This is a genomic window from Bradyrhizobium sp. LTSPM299 (assembly GCF_000938235.1).
Classification (GTDB): Bacteria; Pseudomonadota; Alphaproteobacteria; order Rhizobiales; family Xanthobacteraceae; genus Bradyrhizobium.
The window spans coordinates 304,433-324,819 of sequence record NZ_JYMU01000085.1 but is presented as its reverse complement, the minus strand read 5'-3'; the positions used below and the strand labels follow the sequence as shown (position 1 = coordinate 324,819).

Below are 20,387 nucleotides of genomic sequence, written 5' to 3'. Positions count from 1 at the left end.
TGGAGAAAGTTGAGGCTTCTCACTTCATTCCAACAGCGCAAGGCTCGCCCCCAGAAAAGGACGTTAATCGTTTTCGCTCGCACACTTGGGGGTATTGAGCATGTCCAGTCTTCGCCGATCATTGGCAGCCGCGGCACTGTCACTTGCTACGCTTGCACCGGCGGGCTTCGCCAACGCGGCCGACTTGCCGGTCAAGGCCAAACCGAAGCCGGCCGCCGAGGTGCCGTTCTTCTTCGTGATCGACAACCGGGTCACCTATTCATGGATGCCCAAAGGTACCGATCCTGGTGTGTTCAGCGTCCGACCGAATGGTACAATCAATGGCACCACGGCAAAGAGTGTCTATTCGTTTACGCACTTTGACGTCTGGGGCTACGGTACCAACTTCTTCACCATCTCGGCGTTGAAGTCGGACCATAACGACCCGGCTGCGCCTTGCACGAACGCCGGAACCATCTTCGGCACGCCGGCGACCTGTGCGGGCGCCACGGAAATCTATGGCCTGTTCCGCTCGACCTTCGGCTGGAACGAACTCTTCAACACCAAGGCTTTCACCGCCGGTCCGCTGCACAACGTCTCATTCGAAGTCGGCATGGATGCCAATTCGGAAAACAGCTTCCTGGCACCCGCCAAGCGTGACGTCGTCGCCGGTCTGCAGTTCGCCTTCGACCTGCCCTACAAGGGCTACATCGACGTCGCACCGTTGATGTACTATGAGTTTTCCAACCACAACGCGTTCGACCAGTGCGGTCTGTTCGGACCGGGTACCCCCGGCGTGACGTGTATTGCGGATGGCAACACCTCTTTCCGCCCGACCTGGGCGGTCGAAATCAACTACTATATGGATCTCGGTTTCCTCCCCGAGAACATGCAGTATTTCGCTATCAGCGGCCGTGCCGGCTTCTATGGACCGAAGGGCAACCAGAACGAACCCCTGGGCCTCGCTGGAGGTGGAACCGCAACCAAGGTCGAAATCAACAGCGAGCCGATCCGCCTGACGTTTGACGCCAGCAAGGCGTTCTGGGGTCCGAAATACTCGCAGTTCGTGACCACCTGGGTCGCCTATCGCTACTGGCAGAACAAGTTCGGCCTCGATGCCAACAACAGTCCTACCTGCCTCTTTGCCCCAGGCGTCAGCAACAACAGCTGCACCGAAAAGACCGTCTACGCCGGTGTGACCGTGAAGTTCTAGCCAACTGACTCCAGGTGAAAAGCGATGGCGCCGCGATGTTCCCCGCGGCGCCATATTTTTCGCCGTCGATTGAAATGCGCGAAGCTATTTGTCCCAGACGCCTGTGTGTAAGGCCGCAGCCTCGTCCTCGAGCAGGGGGCCAATCACTTCCGTCGCCCGCTGTCCGCTGTCGAACACCTCCCGGCAGGGCAGGTCGAGCGTTGGATTTTCCGGGTGATTGCCCGTGAACTGCCGCAGCCTGTGTTCGCTCAGGCCATAGACCAGGCGGCCGATGCCAGCCCAGTACATTGCGCCAGCGCACATCGCGCAGGGCTCAGCGGAGGAGTAGAGCGTTGACGTCTTCAGAACTTCCGCGCTTAGCGTGGTGCAGGCCTGCGTCGCCAGCAAACGTTCGGCGTGCGCGGTACCGTCATGCTCGGGCATGTAGGCGTTCTCGGCCTCGATCAGCACATTGCCGCTCTGATCAACCAGGATCGCGCCGAAGGGATGGTTGCCATGGGTGACGGCGCGCCGGGCGACGTCGAATGAGCGCCGCAAGAATTCCTGGTCGCGTCCGGACATATCAGCAGCCATCAACGCCCCACCAAGTGCCGGCCGATGTCGGTGAGGTCCGCTTCGCCGGCGCGGGCCTCGTGGAACGAATTCGCCATGGAATATCACCACTGACAATCCGACAATTCCAGCCGCTCATCAAGATATTCGCTGACCGCCGCTAGTTACATCCGTAGTTCGGATGCAGCATTCCCAGATACCGGTTGGCGAACGAACGCGACCGCTATCTTTTGGTCGTGGCACCGCTGGTAGCGCCTCGCACCATCAGGGCAATCTGCCGGCCGACGTCGTCAACGCTTAAGCGGCCGCCCGCGGCGTACCAGAACACGGTCCAGTTCATGGCGCCGAGGATCGACAGCCGGAACACATGCCGATCGCAATCGGCGCGCAGAGGCAAATCGTCGATGAGGCTCGCGAAGATCTGCTCGTACTCGTCGCGCTGGCGGACGAGTTTTCGGACGCCCTTGAGATTGTAGTAGCGCGGCGGCGCGAGGATCGCGCGAGTCACGCTGCCACCGAGCAATATCCGGCAGTGCGCAACGATGGCCTCGTCGAGCCGTTTCCAGGGCTCGCTGATTCCGGCAATGGCGGTCTCGACCTCCTGGCGCATCGCCGTGAGGCTTTCCTGGTGCACCGTGAAGAGCAGATCTTCCTTGGACGGAAAGTGATAGTACAGTGAACCGGATAGAACGCCTGACGCGGCTGCGATATCGCGGATCGATGTGCCTTCAAATCCGTTCCGTGCAAACAGTTCGGACGCGGCGGCAATAATCTGCCGGCGGCGGTCGGGGCCTTTTCGTAACGATTTCGGCTTTTTCGTACGAGCCTTCGCGCGCGCCAAGGGCTTCGTCATTTTTTCTCAGTCCGTCAATGATGAAAAGCCCGGTCGCACATATGAGACCTGGCAAACTCCTAGCTTCCGTTTGCCTCGGCGGTGTCCGCAGAAGCCATCGCGATGGATCGCCGATCTGTACACTTTTGCAGGGGGATTGTCGAGAATCGATCAAGCGACCGATAGGCAAACTGCTCTGCTTCAGTCCGGCTTGCAGGACCGTCACGTCAGCGCCGATTCGCAGCCATCAGTACTGGCGTGAGCGGACAGTGAAGCAACGAAGACGCAAAGTCCGACATTGATCATGCAGTGCATCAATACGTGCAGACGGGACAAGCCTGCTATCTCCCGATCCTGGATTCGGCTTGACTTTCTATTCAACCAAGCGAACGATAGAATAAGAACTTGGCTCTTCCTACTGCCTCCGACCGACTCTCGGGCGAACCGGAAGACAAGCCGAGCGGGCAAATACGGGCGACAAAATTCCCCGACACGGGGCGCCGACGCCTTCCAGCCCCAGGGAGAAATCAAATGTCCGATTTCCTGATCGAGCATACGCCGTCGGCCTACAAATATCCCCTGCTGATCAAGCACCTCCTTCACGCCCCGATGACCCAGTCGGCCGATCAGGAAATCGTCTACCGCGATCTCAGCCGCTACACCTACCGTGATCTGCGCGAGCGCATCGGGCGTCTTGCGAGCGGTCTGACGTCGAAGGGCGTCCGGCGCGGCGATGTCGTGGGCGTGCTGGACTGGGACAGCCACCGCTACCTGGAATCCTATTTCGCGATCCCGATGCTCGGCGCCACGCTTCAAACCGTCAATATAAGGCTGTCGCCCGAGCAGGTCATGTTCACGCTCAATCACGCGCGTCCCCGGCTGCTGTTGGTGAATGTCGAGTTTCTTCCGTTGATCGAGCAGTTGCAAGGGCAGCTTGAATCCGTCGAAGGCATCATTCTGATGTCGGACGACGGCGTGTTCCCGAGCAGTCCGAGCAAAGTCGTCGGCCAGTATGAGGAGATGCTGGCAAACAGTTCGCCGGACTTCACCTTCGAGGATTTCGACGAGAATACCCGCGCAACCATGTTCTACACGACGGGCACCACCGGCGCACCGAAGGGCGTCTACTTCAGCCATCGCCAGCTCGTGCTGCACACGCTGATCGATCTGGTCGGGTTCGGTTCACCGGCGCGGCAAGGGCGGTTTCACCGCGAAGACGTGTACATGCCGATCACGCCAATGTTTCACGTTCACGGCTGGGGATTGCCCTATGCCGCGACCGCAGCGGGGGTCAAACAGGTCTATCCCGGCCGGTATCAGCCCGAACTTCTCCTGAACCTGATCAAGACCGAGGGGGTGACGTTCAGCCATTGCGTTCCGACGATTCTGCAAATGTTGCTGTCGGCGCCCAACAGCAAGGATGTCGATCTCTCCGGGCTGAAAATGGTGATCGGGGGCGCAGCGCTGACCAAAGCGCTGGCCAAGGCCGCGATGCAGCGCGGTATCGACATCTTTGCCGGTTACGGAATGTCGGAGTCGGGCCCTATCCTGACGATCGCGCAGCTCAGGGAGCATGAGCTCACCGGAAATCCTGACGAGGAAGTCGAACTTCGTACCAAGACTGGAACGCCGGTGCCCCTGGTCGACTTCCGCATCGTGGATGCCGAGATGAAGGACGTCGCTCACGACGGCAGCACCGCTGGAGAAATCGTCGTCCGCGCACCGTGGCTGACGATGGGATACCTCAACAATCCGGCCTCTTCGGAAAAGCTCTGGGAAGGCGGCTATCTTCATACCGGCGACATCGGCACCATGACCGCGCACGGCGTCGTTCAGATCACCGACCGGATCAAGGACGTGATCAAGACCGGCGGTGAATGGATTTCGTCGATTGAGCTGGAGGACATCCTGCTCCAGATGCCAGGCCTGAGCGAGGCAGCGATCATCGGCGTGGCGGATGCGAAATGGGGCGAGCGTCCGCTCGCCATCCTTGTCGCCCATCCCGGCGGCCCCGTCGACGATGCAGCCGTGCAGAAGCACGTCAAAGCCTATGTCGACAAAGGTGTCATCTCGCGTTTCGCCATTCCGGACAGGATCAGGTTTGTCGATGCAATCGACAAGACGAGCGTCGGCAAGACCGACAAGAAGGCGTTGCGCGCCAAGTACGGGGACGGTTAGCCGAGGGGAGGATACACGATCACATCCGGTCTGGCTGGTTAATCGAAGCCGGTCTGACTACGATATACGCAAAACAGCGACGTGGCAGCGGACCAAACAGCTCCACGCACAAATCAATGGATACCGGGAGGGAAAAATGGCCGGCAAGACAATGACGGACATGTTCGCCGATATGGCGAAGCAGATTAATCTGCCAAAGATCGATTACGAGCCATTTCTCGACATCCACCGCAAGAACATCGAGGCGATGCAGAAGTCCGCGGCGGTGCTGTCGCAGGGAGGCCAGGCGGTTTTCGCAAAGCAACAGGAAATCCTGGCCGAGATCGGGCGCGAGGCGCGGCAACTGATCGCTGATTTCAAGCCGGACGGTACGCCTCAGGAAATCGCGACCAAGCAGGCGGAATTGGCGAAGCGCGTGTTCGAAGCGACGGTCAAGAACACCAAGGATATCGCTGAGCTGGTGCAGAAATCCAGCAGCGAAGCGCCAAAGATCATTCTTGATCGGATGCGCGAGAGCTTTGCCGAGGCGCGGGCGGCCATCGAGTCCAGGAAGGCTTGACGCGGGTGAACGGGCTCTGCTGCAGCGCGGGAGAATTTTAACGGCGCCAGTCCCTCAAGACAGGGCCGTGCCTTTCGCAATGAACCGGCTTGCAGTGACGAGCCCAAAGGTTCGTACTGTCGGCCGGTGCGGAGAGCCGTAAATATGCAGTAAGGCCGCCGCCGATACCGAATGCTGAAACGTCTAACTCATGGGGTGAGCGTCAAGATGAAAAAAGAGGACGTGCTCAAGCAGTATACCACGCCGACAGGAGCTCCGGCGTTTGTTCCAGGCCCGCATCGCTTCACGTCGCGCGAGTATCTGAACATCACCTACCGGACGGATCGGGAAGCTCTCCTCAAGCAGGTGCCCGAGCCGCTTGAAGTCGACGAGCCGCTGGTGCGCTTCGAAGTGATGAATATGCCCGATACGACGGGATACGGTTCGTATGTCGAGTGCGGGCAGGCCGCGGTCGTGCGGCACAAGGAAGAAGTCGGCGAATACATCATCGGCATGTATCTCGACAATCTGCCGGCGATTGCCGCAGGCCGCGAACTGAGTGCGTTTCCGAAAAAACTCGGATCGGCAAAGCTGTTCGTCGACTCCGACACGCTGGTCGGAACGCTGGATTACGGCACGCTCAGCGTCGCCCGTGCAACGATGGGCTACAAGCACAAGCCGATGGATCTGGAAAAGGCGCGGCAGGAAATCTGCGTGCCGACGTTCATGCTGAAAATCCTCCCGAGCTACGAGAAGCGCCCGCGTATTTGCGAACTGGTGCGCACCGAGATCACCAACATTGTAGTGAAGGGTGCATGGCGGGGGCCGGCCCGTCTGCAACTGTTCGAGCACGTTCTGGCGCCGCTCGCTGACCTTCCCGTACGTGAGATCGTTTCCGCCACGCACATCCTGACGGATCTCACGCTTTCGCCTGCCGTCGTCATCTACGACTATCTCACTGACAGCGCGCCTTCGGCCAGTCCAAGGAAATAGGCAGATATCATGGCTACAGCTCAGCAGGATATTCTGAACCGATATTCGAAGGTTACCGTGATCGGCGCCGGCGTCATCGGCGCGTCGTGGACGGCGCTCTTTCTGGCGCACGGGCTGACGGTGGTCGTCAACGATCCGCGCCCGGATGTCGAGGCCATCGTCCGCGATTATATCCGCAACAATCTGTCGACGCTCAAGGAGCTCGGGCTGCCGACGGACAATCTGGAGGAGAAACTGAGCTTCCAGGCCGATCTCGAGCGCTCGGTCGCGGGCGCCGATCTTGTACAGGAAAACGGACCGGAGCGGATCGAGTTCAAGCAGGACTTATGGGAACGCATCGGCAAGGTCGTAGGAGAGCATGCGCTGATGCTTTCGTCGAGCTCCGCCAAGACCGCGACGGAGCAAGCGCTCAAGATGTCCCGGCCCGAGCGGCTGCTGGTCGGGCATCCCTTTAACCCGCCTCATCTGATTCCGCTGGTTGAGGTCGTCCCCGGCGAGAAGACGAGCCCAGAGGCGGTGGACGACGCGGTCGCGTTCTACGCCGCGCTCGGCAAGGTGCCGCGCGTGGTGCGCAAGGAAATGCCCGGTTTCGTCGCCAACCGTCTGCAACGGGCAATTTTCCGGGAATGCTGCTACCTCGTCATTCAGGGCGTCGTCAAAGTCGATGAGCTCGACGATATCGTGACAAGTTCGATCGGCCTGCGCTGGGCGGCGGACGGCCCATTCCGCTCGTTCCATCTCGGCGGCGGTGCCGGTGGGTTCAAATCGTTTTTCAAGCAATTCGGCCCCGGTCTGAACGAGGCCTGGAAGAATATGGCGCCGGTCAATCTGGACGAGGCTGCGCAGGACAAGATCATCGCGCAGGCCGAGGCATCCTTCGCGGCGCAGCCTCCCGAGCAGCTCGAAAGTGAGCGCGACGCCAAGCAACTGGCGATCATCCGCGCGCTCAAGGCGGTGCGGGCAGGTAAATAGCGCACGCTGCGATCGCGTCATCGAGGGGCGGAGCGGAGCGCGATCAACGGGAGGGACGAGATGGGACTTTTGTTCGAAGGCTTGAAGGTGATCGATTGCGGCAGTTTCATCGCCGCGCCGGCAGCGGCCACGATTCTGTCCGACTTCGGCGCCGACGTCATCAAGATCGAACCGCCGGGGGCAGGGGATCCTTACCGGCATCTGACAAAGCTTCCCGGCCATCCCAGGAGCGATCAGAACTACGCGTGGATGCTCGGTTCGCGCAATAAGCGCAGCCTCGCGCTCGATATGGGAAAACCTGAGGGCAGGACTGTTATCCAGCGTCTTGCCGCGCAGGCGGACGTGTTTATCACAAACTATCCCGCCGCCGTTCGCAAAAAGCTTGGCATCGGATATGAAGCACTGTCCTCGCTTAACGACCGGCTGATCTATGCGTCGTTCTCCGGCTACGGCGAAAACGGCGCCGAGGCGACCAAGCCGGGTTTTGATGTGACGGCCTGGTGGGCGCGGTCGGGATTAATGGACACCGTTCGCGCGTCGTCGGAATCGGTGCCGGTGCGGCCTGCGAACGGCATGGGCGATCACTCGGCGGGGTTCACGCTTTTTTCCGGAATCGTGATGGCGCTCTATCAGCGCCAGACCACCGGCAAGGGCACGGAGGTCACATCGTCGCTGGTGGCGAACGGACTTTGGGCCAACGGCTACAACGCGCAAGCAGCACTATGCGGCGCCACCTTCACAGACCGCCCGGCACGCGAGGTCGCATTCAACGCGCTGACGAACTACTACAAATGCCGTGACGGTCGCTGGCTGATCCTGACCATTCTCAATGAAGAAAAGCAGTGGCCGGAGTTCATGAAGTGCCTCGATCGCGAGGATCTGATCGATGACCCGCGTTTTGCCAAGAAGGTGGATCGGTTGTCGCGCTCGCGCGAACTGATCGCCTTGCTCGACAAGGAGTTCGAGAAGCAGGATCGCGCGGAACTGCGCAAGCGCCTGACGGAGAGGGGGATCGTGTTCGACGTCGTGGCCACTCCCGAGGATATTCCGTCGGACCAGCAGCTCCTCGACAACGATATTCTCATTCCCTTCGCCGGCAGCGAAACAAAGACGATCAACAGCCCGATTGCGCTGCGTGGCGCAGACAAGGTGCAACCAAGGATGCCGCCTTCGGTGGGCCAGCACAGCGACGAGATCCTGAAGGAAACGGGGTTCGATGCGGCGACTATCGCCCAGATGCGCGCCGCCGGCGCCGTTGGCTGAGTAACGACTACCACAACGCATTCCAGTTCAGCAGGAGCGACGCATGAAAATCGAAGAGCTGTTCTCGGTTCGGGGAAAGGTCGCCCTGGTCACCGGCGGTAGTCGCGGCCTCGGCGAAATGATCGCCCGCGCCTATGTGGAAAACGGCGCAAAAGTTTACATCACGGCGCGCAAAGCGGAGGCATGCGAGGCGCTTGCAAGAGAACTGTCGCAGTTCGGCGAATGTATCGCCATCCCGGCGGATCTGTCGCGCATGGAGGAGATCGCGCGCCTGTCCGGCGAACTTCACAAGCGGGAGAAAAAGCTCGACATTCTGGTCAACAATGCGGGCGCGAGCTGGGGCGCGACTTTCGCCGAGTTTCCCGAAAACGGCTGGGACAAGGTGATGGACCTCAACGTGAAGTCGGTGTTCTTCCTGACCCAGAGTCTGCTCGATCTGCTGGAAGCGGCGGGATCGGCGAATTCCTATTCGCGGGTGATCAACATCGGCTCGATCGAGGGCATCAGGACGTCGCATCTCGAAGCCTATTCCTATGCGGCGTCGAAAGCCGGCGTGAACCATCTGACACGCATCATGGCAAAGTTCCTGGCGCCGAAGCACATCGCGGTCAATGCGATTGCGCCGGGTTACTTCCCGTCGAAAATGACGGATGCGATCGATGAGCACGGCGCGAAGGAGGTCGTCGACGACGCGCCCATGAAGCGCATGGGACATGCGGACGATCTTGCGGGCATCGCCATCTACCTCGCCTCGCGGGCCAGCGGCTTCGTCTGCGGTGCGGTCATTCCGGTCGACGGCGGGTTGGCCACGACGGCTTGAGGCTGCGCGACGCCAGCGTTGCGCCGGCGGCGACGAACGAACTTCGTGAAATTCCCAAGAATTGGCGCCGTTTCAAGCGGCGCCGTTTCTCGTCGTGGTCAGGATCAGCAGACGTCTTTCGTCAGACGTCGGAGCATGATCCGGAAAAGTGTGTAGCGGTTTTCCGAAAAGATCATGCTCAAAACAAAAAGATAGGGCGGGGTGACGATTCGAAGAAGAGTCATCCCGCTCTGGTCCGATCCTGACGACCTTGCCGGCTCAGGTTTCGTCCGGGTCAGCGGCGCGCACGATCTTCAGCAGCAGCACGCCAGAGAGCAGATATGCTGCCACGATGAGATATGTGCTGTAGAGCGAGCTGCCTGTTGTCGCGGTAATATAGCCCGTGACGGACGGCGCGACTGCCGGGCCGAGATTACCAAGGCTGCTGATAAGCGCGATACCGCCGGCGGCGCTCGCCTTGGAAAGGTATTCAGTCGTTGTGGTGAAGAACAGCGGTGTCGCCGAGATGAACCCAAGGCCGGCGAGTGTCAGGCCTAGGATCGACGCCAGCAAATTGCCGTTGGAGAATGTTATGGCCAAAAGACCGATGGCTGCGACGGCCACGCAGGTCGCGTAATGCCATCGCCGCTCTCTTGTCTTGTCCGAGTGGCGTCCCATCAGAATCGTCCCGATGATGCCCGCGATCTGCGGCAAGGTGGCCAGCAGGCCTACGTGGAACAGATCGGCGACGCCCCAGCTTTTGATGAGCGAGGGAATCCAGAACACCATGGTGTAGGTCGCACCCAGCAGCAGGAAGTATGTGAACGCGAGACCGTAGACCTTCGGATCCTTCAGCATCTGGAAGAACCCGGCGTGGGACGCAGTCTCAACGTCTTTATGATCGTGATCGAGTTGGAAACGCAGCGCAGTTTTTTCTTCGGCGCTTAACCACTTGGCATCCTCGGGCTTGTCCTGAAGATAGAAGTAGGCAACGAGACCGAGGATCGTCGCTGGTAAGCCCTGCGAAATGAAGAGCCACTGCCAGCCGTGCCAACCCTCGATGTCGTTGAAATATTTCATCGTTGCACCGGAAAGCGGACCTGCGATCACGGACGCGATGGCCGTCGCGGTCATGAACATCGCGATGATCTGGCCGCGCCGCGCCGAGGGGTACCAGTATGTCAGATAAAGGATGATACCCGGAAAGAAGCCGGCCTCGAGCACGCCAAGCAGGAATCGGGCGATATAGAATTGCACCGGTGTCTGCACGAACGCCATCGCACAAGCGACAATTCCCCACGTGAACATGATGCGCAGCAGCGTCTTGCGAACACCAATGCGCTCAAGGAGCAGGTTGCTGGGGACTTCAAACAGGAAGTAGCCGACGAAGAATATGCCCGCGCCGAAGCCGTACGTCGCATCGCTGAAAGTCAGCGTCTGCTTCATTTGAAGCTGGGCATACCCGATATTGATGCGGTCCAGGAACGCAATCATGTAACAAAGAATCAGGAAGGGTAGAATCCGCCAACCGATCTTGGCGAACAGCTTTGTGACGGCGATCGGCTCCTTTTCAGCGGAAGGAATTGTACCGACGCTGGTTGCATGGATTGCCATTTGTTTGCTCCCCTCATTTGTATTCCCACGGAGTCTTTTGCTCCGATTTTGAACGTATTTTCTGCTTCACTCCTTGACATCAGGTGCGCCGCGATAACCGCGGCGGCTGGTCATAAAAATCTAAAGTGTTGGACGAGGGCCGTTCAGGATCGTGGCCGGTCGCGCCGTGCGCACGGCTCCGGATCCCTTGTGCGCTCTCTAGCACGCAGCCGGCATCGTGATCGACTTTCGGGCAAGAACCAAGGCCAAACGGCCATGCCAGCTTCAAAAGATCATTACTAATCTATCACTCGCTTGATTGTTTAGCAACAAACCGTGGCGGGAGCCAATTCGCGCCCAAGCGCCGTGTTGGTTATCAGGCAATAGGCATTGGGTACCCGTGATTTGTTTCCGGTCAGCCGGTTGCACCGAACGAACCCGTATGAACTGCGCGAGGATTGCCGATCGATCGGGGTCTGCGTCCCGGCGGTACCATTCCCGCTTCAAATTCGAGGAGTTGGGCGCAGCCAAAGTATTTGTCGAGGCCCTGTACTGCGCTGGCATCTTGGTACTGCCGTGCAGTACCGGGTCAGGTTGAAACAAGCGAAAATAATCGAGTGGTCGGATCAAGCCGTTGAAAAGAAAGCAAAATGCTTTAGGTCTATGCCTTCGATCATCTTTCGGCCCAGAAATCGGTTGGACCGACTCCGTCTGCGAAGATCAATGAAATCAACATGTTAATCCACCGCTTTTCCGTTGCACCCATGATGGATTGGGTAGAGAGTTTATAGAAATCAAATAGTTAGATGGGGGACGTGTGCAAATCCTGTGCACGAAGGTTCTACTTTTCTTTCACTTTCGTTCTCACGAAATGGCACGCGACGGCCGTCGAACGCTGCCGATGGCCGTTGTTACGCTTAGCCGTTGGCGGAAACAGCGAACCGATGAGCGACGAAGTCCCGGCGACCAGTGTTGGCCGGCAGGCCTCCGATCAGGAAGTCATCGAAAGCAGGACCAGTTTGCGATCTGCGTCTGTCAGCAAAGCTGAACGACGTCAGGTCATGCAATAAGACAGCTTTTGATTTCAACAGGGTCCACGCATCAGTCGGTTCGGCGACCGAACCTGATGGGTCCCGTCTGAGCGGCTACTGAATTCGGCGCTTTCCGGGGGCACCCATAGCGCAGCGTACTACGCCAATCTGTGCGATGGTGCTCCTTCGAACGAAAGGCGGCGTTCTGTCTCGTTTATCGAGGTGATGAGGCTGCGAATATCGCGCCCGCCGTTGTCACCGTTCGATGTTTGGGTTCAGCCGAATTTGAAAAGCTCAGCGGCCTTTCTCTACGCCTTTCGTCTCAACAAAAATGATCGAGGCCAGTCGTCGTCAGAGCTCAATTCGCAGAATGATGGATAGAATGACCGCTCTTTCTCGGTGGACTGATCGCGAGCGCGTCGCCAACTCGGAGTGCGCGAACGCTGGGGGTCCGGTACTTCGAGCGTCGCGAGCAACCGTTAGCCGATATCGCCCTGATCTGACCGACCCGCTCGACTCATAACTGAAGGTCACAGGTTCAAATCCTGTCCCCACAACCAAGTTGGTGAAAAGCTCCAGCGATCCCAATATATTGCTGGGGTTCTTTTTTGTGTGGTAATCGACCCTAACAACGATGACTTAGCTTATAGGCTCAAATCACCCTGCAACCGCTCCATTGATAGACACTTTCGTGGTGCCCAGTGAAATGATGAATTGGGATCTTTACCGAATTTTTCTGGCAGTCGCGGATGCCGGAAGCTTGTTGACCGCCAGCAAGCGTCTCAAGCTGAGCGCCCAGACGGTGAGCCGACGCGTTGCGGAGCTTGAGGATGGTCTCGGCCTTAAATTGCTGGCACGCAGCCGCGTCGGTCATTCACTCACACCTGCGGGCGAGCAGTTACGCGCGCGCATCGAAAGCATGGGGGACGTCGCGAGCAAGGTCGAGACGGCAATGGCCGACGCCAAGCATACGCCGGCAGGTGTGGTCCGAATTTCGATAAATGAGGTTTTGTCCGGCCCATGGTTGCTTGGGCACCTCGCCTCCTTCTACAAGGAGTTTCCAAGTCTGAATCTTGAAATTCGCGTTAGCGGCTGGCCAGCAAGTGTGCGCCGCCGGGAAGCCGATATCGTCTTGCGGCTGTTTGGGCCGGGCGAAGAAAATCTGGTCGGCCGTCGCATCGGCCGGGTCGGTGTGGCAATTTACTGCGCGCGATCCTATGCGCGCGACCATGGCCTTCCGACTTCCAGCGCAGAATGGGCAACACATAGCTCTATAGGCATGGTCGCCGATATACCGCTAATGAGCTGGTTCAACAGCGTCGCCGGGACGTCTCGGCGGGTACTTCAATGTTCGTCCCACACCGATGTTGTCGCCGCCGCCAAGGCCGGTCTGGGACTCGCGCCCTTGCTCTGCATCACCGCGGATCAGGAGCCGAATCTGGTACGGGTTCTTCCCGTCAAATTGCACCGCGCTGCGGATTTGTGGCTGTTGTCGCACCCTGATCTTGCCGATGCGCCTCAGGTCCGCGCCGTTCTGAATTTTATCGCCAATTGCGCCAAACGCGATGCCGCCATTCTGCTCGGCCATGATCCAATTCTGGAGTTACGAGATTCCAGATCTGGTAAACACGGCGCTGCCAGGAAACGTTAGGGTCAGGTCCTTGATGCAAAGGAACTCCCGATGTCGCTTCCCGAACTTCTCCATGGTCGGCTGTCGCTTCCCGTCGTCGCTTCGCCGCTATTCATCGTGTCCGGTCCTGAGCTGGTGGCCGCACAATGCAAAGCGGGAATCGTGGGGTCATTCCCGGCCCTGAATGCGAGGCCTGCGGAAATGCTCGACGACTGGCTGGTTCAAATCAAGGAGGAGGTTACGGAATACGCCCTTCAAAACCCGCTTCTGCCGGTCGCGCCATTCGCGGTAAACCAGATTTGCCATCCCTCCAATGATCGCCTGCAAGTTGATATGGCCGTCTGTGTGCGGCATCGCGTCCCGATCATCATCACGAGCCTTCAGTTGCCGCAGTGGATCGTCGATGCCACGCATTCCTACGGCGGGCTAGTGTTTCACGACGTCACCAACATCCAGCACGCCTGCCGGGCAGCGGCGATGGGCGTCGATGGTCTCATCCTGGTCTGTGCCGGGGCCGGCGGCCATGCCGGCACCCATTCGCCTTTTGCGCTGCTGCGAGAAATTCGCCAGTGGTTCGACAAGACTGTTCTTCTGTCGGGCGCGATTTCCGATGGTTTTGGCATCGCGTCGGCGCAAATGCTGGGTGCGGACATGGCCTATATCGGAACGCGCTTTATCGCCACCGAAGAAGCCAATGCAACGTCCGCCCATAAGCAGATGTTGATCGATTATGCTGCGAGCGACATCGTCTACACCAATCTGATTACTGGCGTTCATGGCAACTATCTGGGGCCCTCGCTGGTCGCCGCCGGGCTCGATCCGGCCAATCTGCCTCAGTCCGACAAATCGAAGATGAATTTCGGCTCGGGCGGCAACACCAAAGCGAAAGCCTGGAAGGATATCTGGAGCGCGGGGCAGGGCATCGGCGGCATTAAGGATGCGCCGGCGGTGGCGCGGGTCGTTGCGACCATGCGGGACGATTACGACAAGGCGGTCGCGAGTTTCGGCCACAAATACCCCGCGCCCGCGCCGAACGTTCGGGCATGATGACTTCATTTTCCGATATCAAGCCCCGGCTGAAGGTACCTCTGATCGCAGCGCCGATATTTCGCGTGTCAGGTCCGGACCTCGTCATTGCGGCTTGCCGTGCCGGCGTAGTCGGTTCGTTTCCCAGCACAAACTGCCGAACGCCTGACGAGTTCGACCAGTGGATCCACACCATAAAGTCGGCACTGCGGCCGCAGGATGCGCCGTTCTGCCCCAATCTCATCGTTCGCCGAGAGACGCTGTGGGATGATGTTGCTGCCGTGGTGCGTCATCGGTGCGAGATGGTGATCACAAGCGTGGGGGCGCCCGATGCGGTGGTCGTGCCGCTGCACGAAGCCGGATGCCTGGTATTTGCGGATGTTGCCTCGGTCCGTCACGCGAGAAAGGCCATCGCCGCCGGCGTCGATGGCTTGGTCCTGTTCTCCACGGGCGCGGGCGGGCAGACCGGCTGGGCCAACGCCGTTGCCTTTGTTAGCGCCGTGCGATCGTTCTACGACGGGTCCATCGTGCTGGCCGGAGGCGCTCCGGACGGAAGCGCGGTATTTGCTGCTGAGGTATTGGGTTGCGACCTTTGTTACATGGGAACGAAGTTCATTGCGACGAAAGAGAGCATGGCAGCGGAGGAATACAAGGCCATGCTCGTATCCTCTCAGCTCGACGACGTTTTGTTGTCGAAAGTGTTCACCCTTGAGTCCAATATACCTATCCCGTCCATTGTTGCGGCCGGTCTCGGCTCCGAAAATCCCCCCACTGACATGACAAATGAGCGCGCCAACGAGCTTTACGGCCGCAACGCGACGTTCGGTGTCAAGCGTAGGCACGACACCTGGAGCGCCGGACATTCGGTTTCGGACGTTAGCTCAATCCCGACCGTACACGAATTGATCGCGCAGACATTCGAGGAATATGCCGCCGCGCGACGGGCAACCCGCCGCCTTCTTGAGGAAGGTCGCCCGATGTCGTCGTCCCGACACACTTCAACCAGGACGAGCCTCTGACATGACGATTCAAGCGCTACCCACAATCTTTTCACTGACAGCCCGCGCGCTCACAGGTTGCGGCGATCGCATAGCTTTCAAAACCCGGACCGTACAATGGACGGGGACGGCGACGCTGGATTTCATCTCGCGCGCACAGCGGGTACTCGCGGGAAATGGAATAGAGACCGGTAGCAAGGTCGCACTGCTGACCGCCAATCGCGTCGATTCGTGGTGTTTTGGTGTCGCAGCGCAGGGACTCGGCGCTGCTGTCACATCGCTTCATTCAATGGGTTCCACCGACGCTCATCGCTTTCAGCTCGAGGATGCGGAAGTCTCAGTACTCGTCCTCGACAGCACCAATTATCTCGCGCGGGGCGCAGAACTGGCGGAGTTGCTGCCTGGCATCATCATCCTGACGCTCGGCGAGGCGCCATACGGAAAGAACGCGCTGACTCTTGTCGAGAGCGCGGGCACCGCGCGGCTCGGAGACGTTTCCTCACCGCAGGATATCGGAATGCTCAGCTACACGGGCGGCACGACGGGGCGACCAAAGGGTGTCGCGCGCTCAAACGCCGGTTCGGTCGCGGTGACGCTCAGTGTGCTGGCGGAGTTCGAGCTGCCGCATACGCCGCGCTATCTTGCTATTGCACCGATCAGCCATGTGAGCGGTACCAACGTGGTGCCGACGCTGTTGCGTGGTGGCACCGTCCATCTGCTCGAACGGTTCGACCCAGACGTATTGTTATCGACGATCGCGCGCGAGAAAATCAATTTCACGCTGATGGTCCCGACAATGATCTACGGTCTTCTCGATCATCCCGCGCTTGAAAAACACGACGTGTCGTCGCTGGAACTGCTTCTCTATGGCGCCGCGGCGATGTCGCCGGACCGTTTGCTGGAAGGCATAGAACGAATTGGGCCGATTTTCTCCCAGCTATATGGCCAGACCGAATGTTATCCGATTGCCGTGCTGCGCAAGGGCGATCACGATCGGGCGCGGCCAAAATTGTTCGAGGCGTGCGGCTTCCCGACCGCGGCCTGTTCGGTGCGGCTGCTTGACGACAACAATCAAGATGTTGCTCCCGGCGAGCCGGGTGAAATTTGCGTGCGCGGGCCGATGGTCATGAGTCACTACTGGAATCAGCCGGAGCAGACCGAGTCGGCGCTCGCAGGTGGTTGGCTGCACACCGGCGACATCGCGCGTGCCGATGCTGAGGGCCGCCTCTATATCGTTGACCGCAAGAAAGACATGATCGTCTCGGGCGGCTTCAACATCTACCCACGCGAGGTCGAGGATGTCTTGGCCAGCCATCCGGGTGTCAGCATGGCTACTGTGATCGGCGTGCCTGACAAAAAATGGGGCGAAAGTGTTTTCGCGCTCATTGTCCGCAAGCCGGATAGCGACGTTAGCGAAGCCGAACTCGTCGCGCTCGTCAAAGAGCGCAAGGGAAGCCTGCACGCGCCGAAAGAAGTGTCCTTTGTCGCGCAGCTTCCGCTGACGGCCGTGGGCAAGATTGACAAAAAGGCGATACGGGCTTCGTTCTGGCCCGCTCACGGTCGCATGGTCGGATGACCAAGCACGTCCGCCGCGTCAAAAAAAATGAAGGGATGAAGCATGAGATTTCGAGTGAAGATGGCGTCGCTTTTCGCAACCATTTTGGTGGCACCGGCTGCATATGCGCAGTCACCTGGTGTTACGCCGCAGCAGATTACGCTCGGGACCGTCCTTCCCTTTAGCGGGCCGGCGTCATCTTACAGCGTCAGCGGACAGGCCTCGATCGCCTATTTTGACAAGATCAATGCTGAGGGGGGCATTAACGGCCGCAAGATCAAGGTCATTTCCTATGATGATGCCTACAGCCCTTCGAAGACAGTTGAACAAGCCCGCAGGCTCATCGAGAGCGATGAGGTTCTGCTGCTGTACGGCACTTTCGGTACGCCCACCAATGTCGCAATCATGCGTTACATGAATGCCAAAAAGGTACCGCTGCTTTTCATCGTCAGCGGCGGGACGATCTTCGGCGACTATCGCAAGAGCCCCTGGACGATGGGATTTCGGCCGAGCTATCAGAGCGAAGGGCAGATTTACGCGAAGTATATTCTGAAAACGAAGCCGGACGCCAAAATCGCGGTACTCTATCAGAACGACGATTTCGGAAAGGATCATCTCACGGGTCTCAAGGCCGGCCTCCAAGATAAGGCTTCCAAAATGATCGTCGCGGAGGCGCCCTACGAGACGGCCGAGCCAACGATCGACTCCCAGATCGTCAGACTGAAAGCATCAGGTGCCGATGTTTTCATCTTGTTTTCCTCGAATAAGTTCAGTGCGCAAGCTCTGCGCAAATCCGCCGAAATTGGCTGGGGTGCCTTGAGGATCCTCGCTGGCGCGTCCTCGTCAGTGGGCGCTGTCATGAAGACCGCCGGATTCAGCAACGTTCAAGGCGTGGTTTCGGCGACGACGCAAAAGGATCCCGATGATTCGCAGTGGAGGGACGATGCCGGCGTCAAGCGCTGGCGCGAATTCATGGATAAATACTATCCGTCGGGTGATCAGCACGATCTGACTGTTGTGAGCGGATACAGTACCGCGCAGATACTCACCGGCATCTTAGGCGAATTAGGTCAAGATATCACGCGTGAACGCGTAATGGATGCCGCCTCAAATCTCCAGATCAACCAGCTCGACATGCTGTTGCCCGGCATTCAGCTGAAGACGTCTTCGACCGACCACTATCCGATCGAGCAGATGCAGCTTGTCAAATTTTCAGGCGAGCACTGGGCGCTCTTTGGTGACATCATCGATGCAGGTAAGATCGTTATCTCGGATTAATGGAATCCGCCGAGACTCCCGAAAGTTAGAGTTTGATGCTGCCGGGTCTCTCCGTAACCAACCCACCGTTTCGATTTTCCAGGGGCCGCGCGTTGGCGCGCGATAAGATCGCAGCTCTAGGAGAAGACAGCGAGACGATTCTGCAATCGGAGCTCGGTCTCAGTGCCGACGATATTCGCAAGCTGCGCGAGGCCGGCATCGTCGGCTGACGCCAAGGAAGCCCTGCCATGTTCCGATGATGCGGACCGTAGAAATCCCGACAGCGGGTAGACGACGCTTCGGCATTTTCGTTCTGGCGGACCTGCTGATGGGCGGATTTATCGCTCCGGGCAGCATTTAGTGCCAACTTGGCAAACACGCGCTTGACAAGATGCATCTTGTTCTCGATGACTAACAATATACGTCAAATAAGTAACTCGCTATGCAAATAACGAGGGTGGACTTGTTTGCCGCTGATGGCCGCGGGAACCGCCGGCTCACTTAGAACAATATTTGACGATCGCTCACCACGAGTCGTTCAGTCGAGACGCAGGGTTTGGAACGGCCACGATGGGCAACGAACGTGAAGTGAAGGTGGCTACGGAATTTTCCGGGGACGAAGATGCAGTTGTCCGCAAAGTTTATCGGCGGCTGGTGTGGTTCCTGATCCTGCTTTTCATCTGCTCGTATCTCGATCGCATCAACATCAGCTTCGCTGCCCTGGCGATGAACAAGGACCTCAATCTCACGGCGACCATGTTTGGGCTGGCGAGCAGCATCTTTTATGTTGCGTACATCGCCGCGGAAATCCCCAGCAATATGATGATGCCGAGGTTCGGTGCTCGGATATGGATACCCCGGATCATGATTACCTGGGGCTTGGCGTCCGCCGCGACGATGTTTGCGACCGGGCCGTACAGCCTCTATGCCTTGCGTGCGCTGACCGGTCTGGCCGAGGCCGGGTTCATGCCGGGCATCCTGCTCTACCTGACATATTGGTTTCCCTCCTCCTATCGCGCGCGTGCCACCGCGTTTTTCATCATGGCGCAGCCGATTACCATCATGTTCGGCTCATCCTTGTCCGGACTGATTCTCGATATGCACGGCTTCCTCGGCCTGGCCGGGTGGAAATGGCTGTTCCTGCTTGAGGGATTGCCCGCAGTCGTCCTCGGTGTCATCGCCTATTTCTATCTTGCCGACCGGCCCGAAACTGCGAAATGGTTGTCGCCGCGCGAGCGAGAGGTGTTGCTAGGGGCGCTCGCACGTGACGAGGCAAATACCCAAAAATCGCGTTCCGTCGCTTCGCAAGGCGGGATCTTCCGCGAGGTCATGAGCCCGCCGGTTCTGCTCCTTGCATTTACATATCTTGGCCTCGTCGTGTCGTTGATCACGAACTCGACGTGGGTGCCGCAGATCGTGCGCGCTGTTGTGCCTGATGGAAGTTTCGCAACCATCGGATTGATCGCGGCAATTCCACCGTTCGCGGCCATCTTGACAATGTCGTTCTGGGGAAAGCATTCCGATCGCCATCAGGAACGGCGATGGCACATCGTGCTTCCCATGAGTCTTGCGGCCTTGGGCTGGCTCTGCGTCGCACTGCTCGACAATCCGACCGGTAGGCTCATCGGGTTAGTGTTCTGCGCAGTTGGAACATTTTCCGCCCAAGGAATTTTCTGGACGTTGCCCGCAACTTTCCTGTCCACCGAGGCGAGGCCGATTGGCATCGCGATGATCAACACCATCGGAATGCTTGGTACGACGGTCGGTCCGATCGCCGTCGGCTGGCTCAAGGACTACACCGGGACTTTTGCTGCCGGTCTCGTGTTTGTCGCCGGCTGCATCTTGCTCGGTACCGTCTGCGTATTCGCAATACCAAGGGAGAGGAAAGGCATCTTGCAACCAGCCGCAGTCTAGGACGCGCGCTGTAGCTGTTGCCAGTTCTAGTTTTTGGAAAAAAATCAGGAGAGTAACTCGTGGG

At 58.7% G+C, this 20,387-nt stretch carries 16 protein-coding genes; 13 read left to right on the top strand and 3 right to left on the bottom strand.

Going from position 1 to position 20,387, the window contains the following annotated elements:
* The first annotated feature begins 100 nt into the window (after window positions 1-100).
* Window positions 101-1,192, top strand: coding sequence for a hypothetical protein (locus tag UP10_RS37220; RefSeq protein WP_044592101.1), 1,092 nt, complete (start codon window positions 101-103; stop codon window positions 1,190-1,192).
* 84 nt (window positions 1,193-1,276) lie between these two features.
* Here UP10_RS37220 and UP10_RS37215 read toward each other — a convergent pair whose 3' ends face one another.
* Together UP10_RS37215 and UP10_RS37210 are read right to left on the bottom strand one after the other, a co-directional pair.
* The gene (locus UP10_RS37215; RefSeq protein WP_502692401.1) at window positions 1,277-1,765 is read right to left on the bottom strand and encodes a nucleoside deaminase; all 489 of its coding nucleotides are present in this window, start codon (window positions 1,763-1,765) and stop codon (window positions 1,277-1,279) included.
* A 202-nt stretch (window positions 1,766-1,967) separates the two neighbouring features.
* Window positions 1,968-2,597, bottom strand: coding sequence for a TetR/AcrR family transcriptional regulator (locus UP10_RS37210; RefSeq protein ID WP_044592099.1), 630 nt, complete (start codon window positions 2,595-2,597; stop codon window positions 1,968-1,970).
* A 510-nt stretch (window positions 2,598-3,107) separates the two neighbouring features.
* On the opposite strand from UP10_RS37210, the gene UP10_RS37205 reads away from it, so the two are divergent.
* The 6 genes from UP10_RS37205 to UP10_RS37180 all read left to right on the top strand — a co-directional run bounded on the left by UP10_RS37205 (window position 3,108) and on the right by UP10_RS37180 (window position 9,340).
* A complete protein-coding gene (locus UP10_RS37205) occupies window positions 3,108-4,754 on the top strand; it encodes a fatty acid--CoA ligase (protein ID WP_044592098.1) in 1,647 nt (548 codons plus the stop codon).
* 136 nt (window positions 4,755-4,890) lie between these two features.
* The gene (locus tag UP10_RS37200) at window positions 4,891-5,313 is read left to right on the top strand and encodes a phasin family protein (protein ID WP_044592097.1); all 423 of its coding nucleotides are present in this window, start codon (window positions 4,891-4,893) and stop codon (window positions 5,311-5,313) included.
* Between the two features lie 207 nt (window positions 5,314-5,520).
* Window positions 5,521-6,285 carry an acetoacetate decarboxylase gene (locus UP10_RS37195; RefSeq protein WP_044536889.1) on the top strand — a complete coding sequence of 255 codons (765 nt, stop codon included), beginning with the start codon at window positions 5,521-5,523 and terminating at the stop codon, window positions 6,283-6,285.
* 57 nt (window positions 6,286-6,342) lie between these two features.
* The gene (locus UP10_RS37190; RefSeq protein ID WP_245322151.1) at window positions 6,343-7,257 is read left to right on the top strand and encodes a 3-hydroxyacyl-CoA dehydrogenase NAD-binding domain-containing protein; all 915 of its coding nucleotides are present in this window, start codon (window positions 6,343-6,345) and stop codon (window positions 7,255-7,257) included.
* A gap of 60 nt (window positions 7,258-7,317) precedes the next feature.
* On the top strand, window positions 7,318-8,520 hold the full coding sequence (locus UP10_RS37185; protein WP_044592095.1) for a CaiB/BaiF CoA transferase family protein: 1,203 nt from the start codon (window positions 7,318-7,320) through the stop codon (window positions 8,518-8,520).
* Window positions 8,521-8,563: 43 nt separating this feature from the next.
* Window positions 8,564-9,340, top strand: coding sequence for an SDR family oxidoreductase (locus tag UP10_RS37180; protein WP_044536760.1), 777 nt, complete (start codon window positions 8,564-8,566; stop codon window positions 9,338-9,340).
* A 258-nt stretch (window positions 9,341-9,598) separates the two neighbouring features.
* Here the strand turns inward: UP10_RS37180 and UP10_RS37175 are convergent, their stop codons facing one another.
* Window positions 9,599-10,933: an MFS transporter gene (locus tag UP10_RS37175; protein WP_082077476.1), complete on the bottom strand. Its 1,335-nt coding sequence runs from the start codon at window positions 10,931-10,933 to the stop codon at window positions 9,599-9,601.
* 1,716 nt (window positions 10,934-12,649) lie between these two features.
* Between UP10_RS37175 and UP10_RS37170 the strand changes: the two genes are divergently transcribed.
* The 6 genes from UP10_RS37170 (at window position 12,650) to UP10_RS37145 (ending at window position 20,323) form a co-directional block, all read left to right on the top strand.
* On the top strand, window positions 12,650-13,594 hold the full coding sequence (locus tag UP10_RS37170; protein ID WP_050044008.1) for a LysR family transcriptional regulator: 945 nt from the start codon (window positions 12,650-12,652) through the stop codon (window positions 13,592-13,594).
* A gap of 30 nt (window positions 13,595-13,624) precedes the next feature.
* Window positions 13,625-14,620 (top strand): NAD(P)H-dependent flavin oxidoreductase, encoded by a 996-nt coding sequence (locus UP10_RS37165; protein ID WP_044592094.1) that lies wholly within the window; start codon window positions 13,625-13,627, stop codon window positions 14,618-14,620.
* Complete coding sequence (locus UP10_RS37160; RefSeq protein ID WP_044592093.1) at window positions 14,617-15,618, top strand: NAD(P)H-dependent flavin oxidoreductase; 1,002 nt, start codon at window positions 14,617-14,619, stop codon at window positions 15,616-15,618. Before UP10_RS37165 ends, UP10_RS37160 begins: the two co-directional genes overlap by 4 nt.
* Before the next feature lies 1 nt (window position 15,619).
* Window positions 15,620-17,173 carry an AMP-binding protein gene (locus tag UP10_RS37155; RefSeq protein WP_044592092.1) on the top strand — a complete coding sequence of 518 codons (1,554 nt, stop codon included), beginning with the start codon at window positions 15,620-15,622 and terminating at the stop codon, window positions 17,171-17,173.
* 60 nt (window positions 17,174-17,233) lie between these two features.
* Complete coding sequence (locus tag UP10_RS37150; RefSeq protein ID WP_044592091.1) at window positions 17,234-18,430, top strand: ABC transporter substrate-binding protein; 1,197 nt, start codon at window positions 17,234-17,236, stop codon at window positions 18,428-18,430.
* A gap of 549 nt (window positions 18,431-18,979) precedes the next feature.
* Window positions 18,980-20,323 carry an MFS transporter gene (locus tag UP10_RS37145; protein ID WP_044592090.1) on the top strand — a complete coding sequence of 448 codons (1,344 nt, stop codon included), beginning with the start codon at window positions 18,980-18,982 and terminating at the stop codon, window positions 20,321-20,323.
* The last annotated feature ends 64 nt before the right edge of the window (window positions 20,324-20,387 follow it).

Excerpts from the sequence above, each read along its gene's own strand:
- UP10_RS37165 (WP_044592094.1), top strand. The coding sequence starts at position 13,625 with ATGTCGCTTCCCGAACTTCTCCATGGTCGGCTGTCGCTTCCCGTCGTC.
- UP10_RS37160 (WP_044592093.1), top strand. The coding sequence starts at position 14,617 with ATGATGACTTCATTTTCCGATATCAAGCCCCGGCTGAAGGTACCTCTG.
- UP10_RS37210 (WP_044592099.1), bottom strand. The coding sequence starts at position 2,597 with ATGACGAAGCCCTTGGCGCGCGCGAAGGCTCGTACGAAAAAGCCGAAA.
- UP10_RS37155 (WP_044592092.1), top strand. The coding sequence starts at position 15,620 with ATGACGATTCAAGCGCTACCCACAATCTTTTCACTGACAGCCCGCGCG.
- UP10_RS37220 (WP_044592101.1), top strand. The coding sequence starts at position 101 with ATGTCCAGTCTTCGCCGATCATTGGCAGCCGCGGCACTGTCACTTGCT.
- UP10_RS37200 (WP_044592097.1), top strand. The coding sequence starts at position 4,891 with ATGGCCGGCAAGACAATGACGGACATGTTCGCCGATATGGCGAAGCAG.
- UP10_RS37195 (WP_044536889.1), top strand. The coding sequence starts at position 5,521 with ATGAAAAAAGAGGACGTGCTCAAGCAGTATACCACGCCGACAGGAGCT.
- UP10_RS37215 (WP_502692401.1), bottom strand. The coding sequence starts at position 1,765 with ATGGCTGCTGATATGTCCGGACGCGACCAGGAATTCTTGCGGCGCTCA.
- UP10_RS37180 (WP_044536760.1), top strand. The coding sequence starts at position 8,564 with ATGAAAATCGAAGAGCTGTTCTCGGTTCGGGGAAAGGTCGCCCTGGTC.
- UP10_RS37170 (WP_050044008.1), top strand. The coding sequence starts at position 12,650 with ATGATGAATTGGGATCTTTACCGAATTTTTCTGGCAGTCGCGGATGCC.
- UP10_RS37205 (WP_044592098.1), top strand. The coding sequence starts at position 3,108 with ATGTCCGATTTCCTGATCGAGCATACGCCGTCGGCCTACAAATATCCC.
- UP10_RS37185 (WP_044592095.1), top strand. The coding sequence starts at position 7,318 with ATGGGACTTTTGTTCGAAGGCTTGAAGGTGATCGATTGCGGCAGTTTC.
- UP10_RS37150 (WP_044592091.1), top strand. The coding sequence starts at position 17,234 with ATGGCGTCGCTTTTCGCAACCATTTTGGTGGCACCGGCTGCATATGCG.
- UP10_RS37175 (WP_082077476.1), bottom strand. The coding sequence starts at position 10,933 with ATGGCAATCCATGCAACCAGCGTCGGTACAATTCCTTCCGCTGAAAAG.
- UP10_RS37145 (WP_044592090.1), top strand. The coding sequence starts at position 18,980 with ATGGGCAACGAACGTGAAGTGAAGGTGGCTACGGAATTTTCCGGGGAC.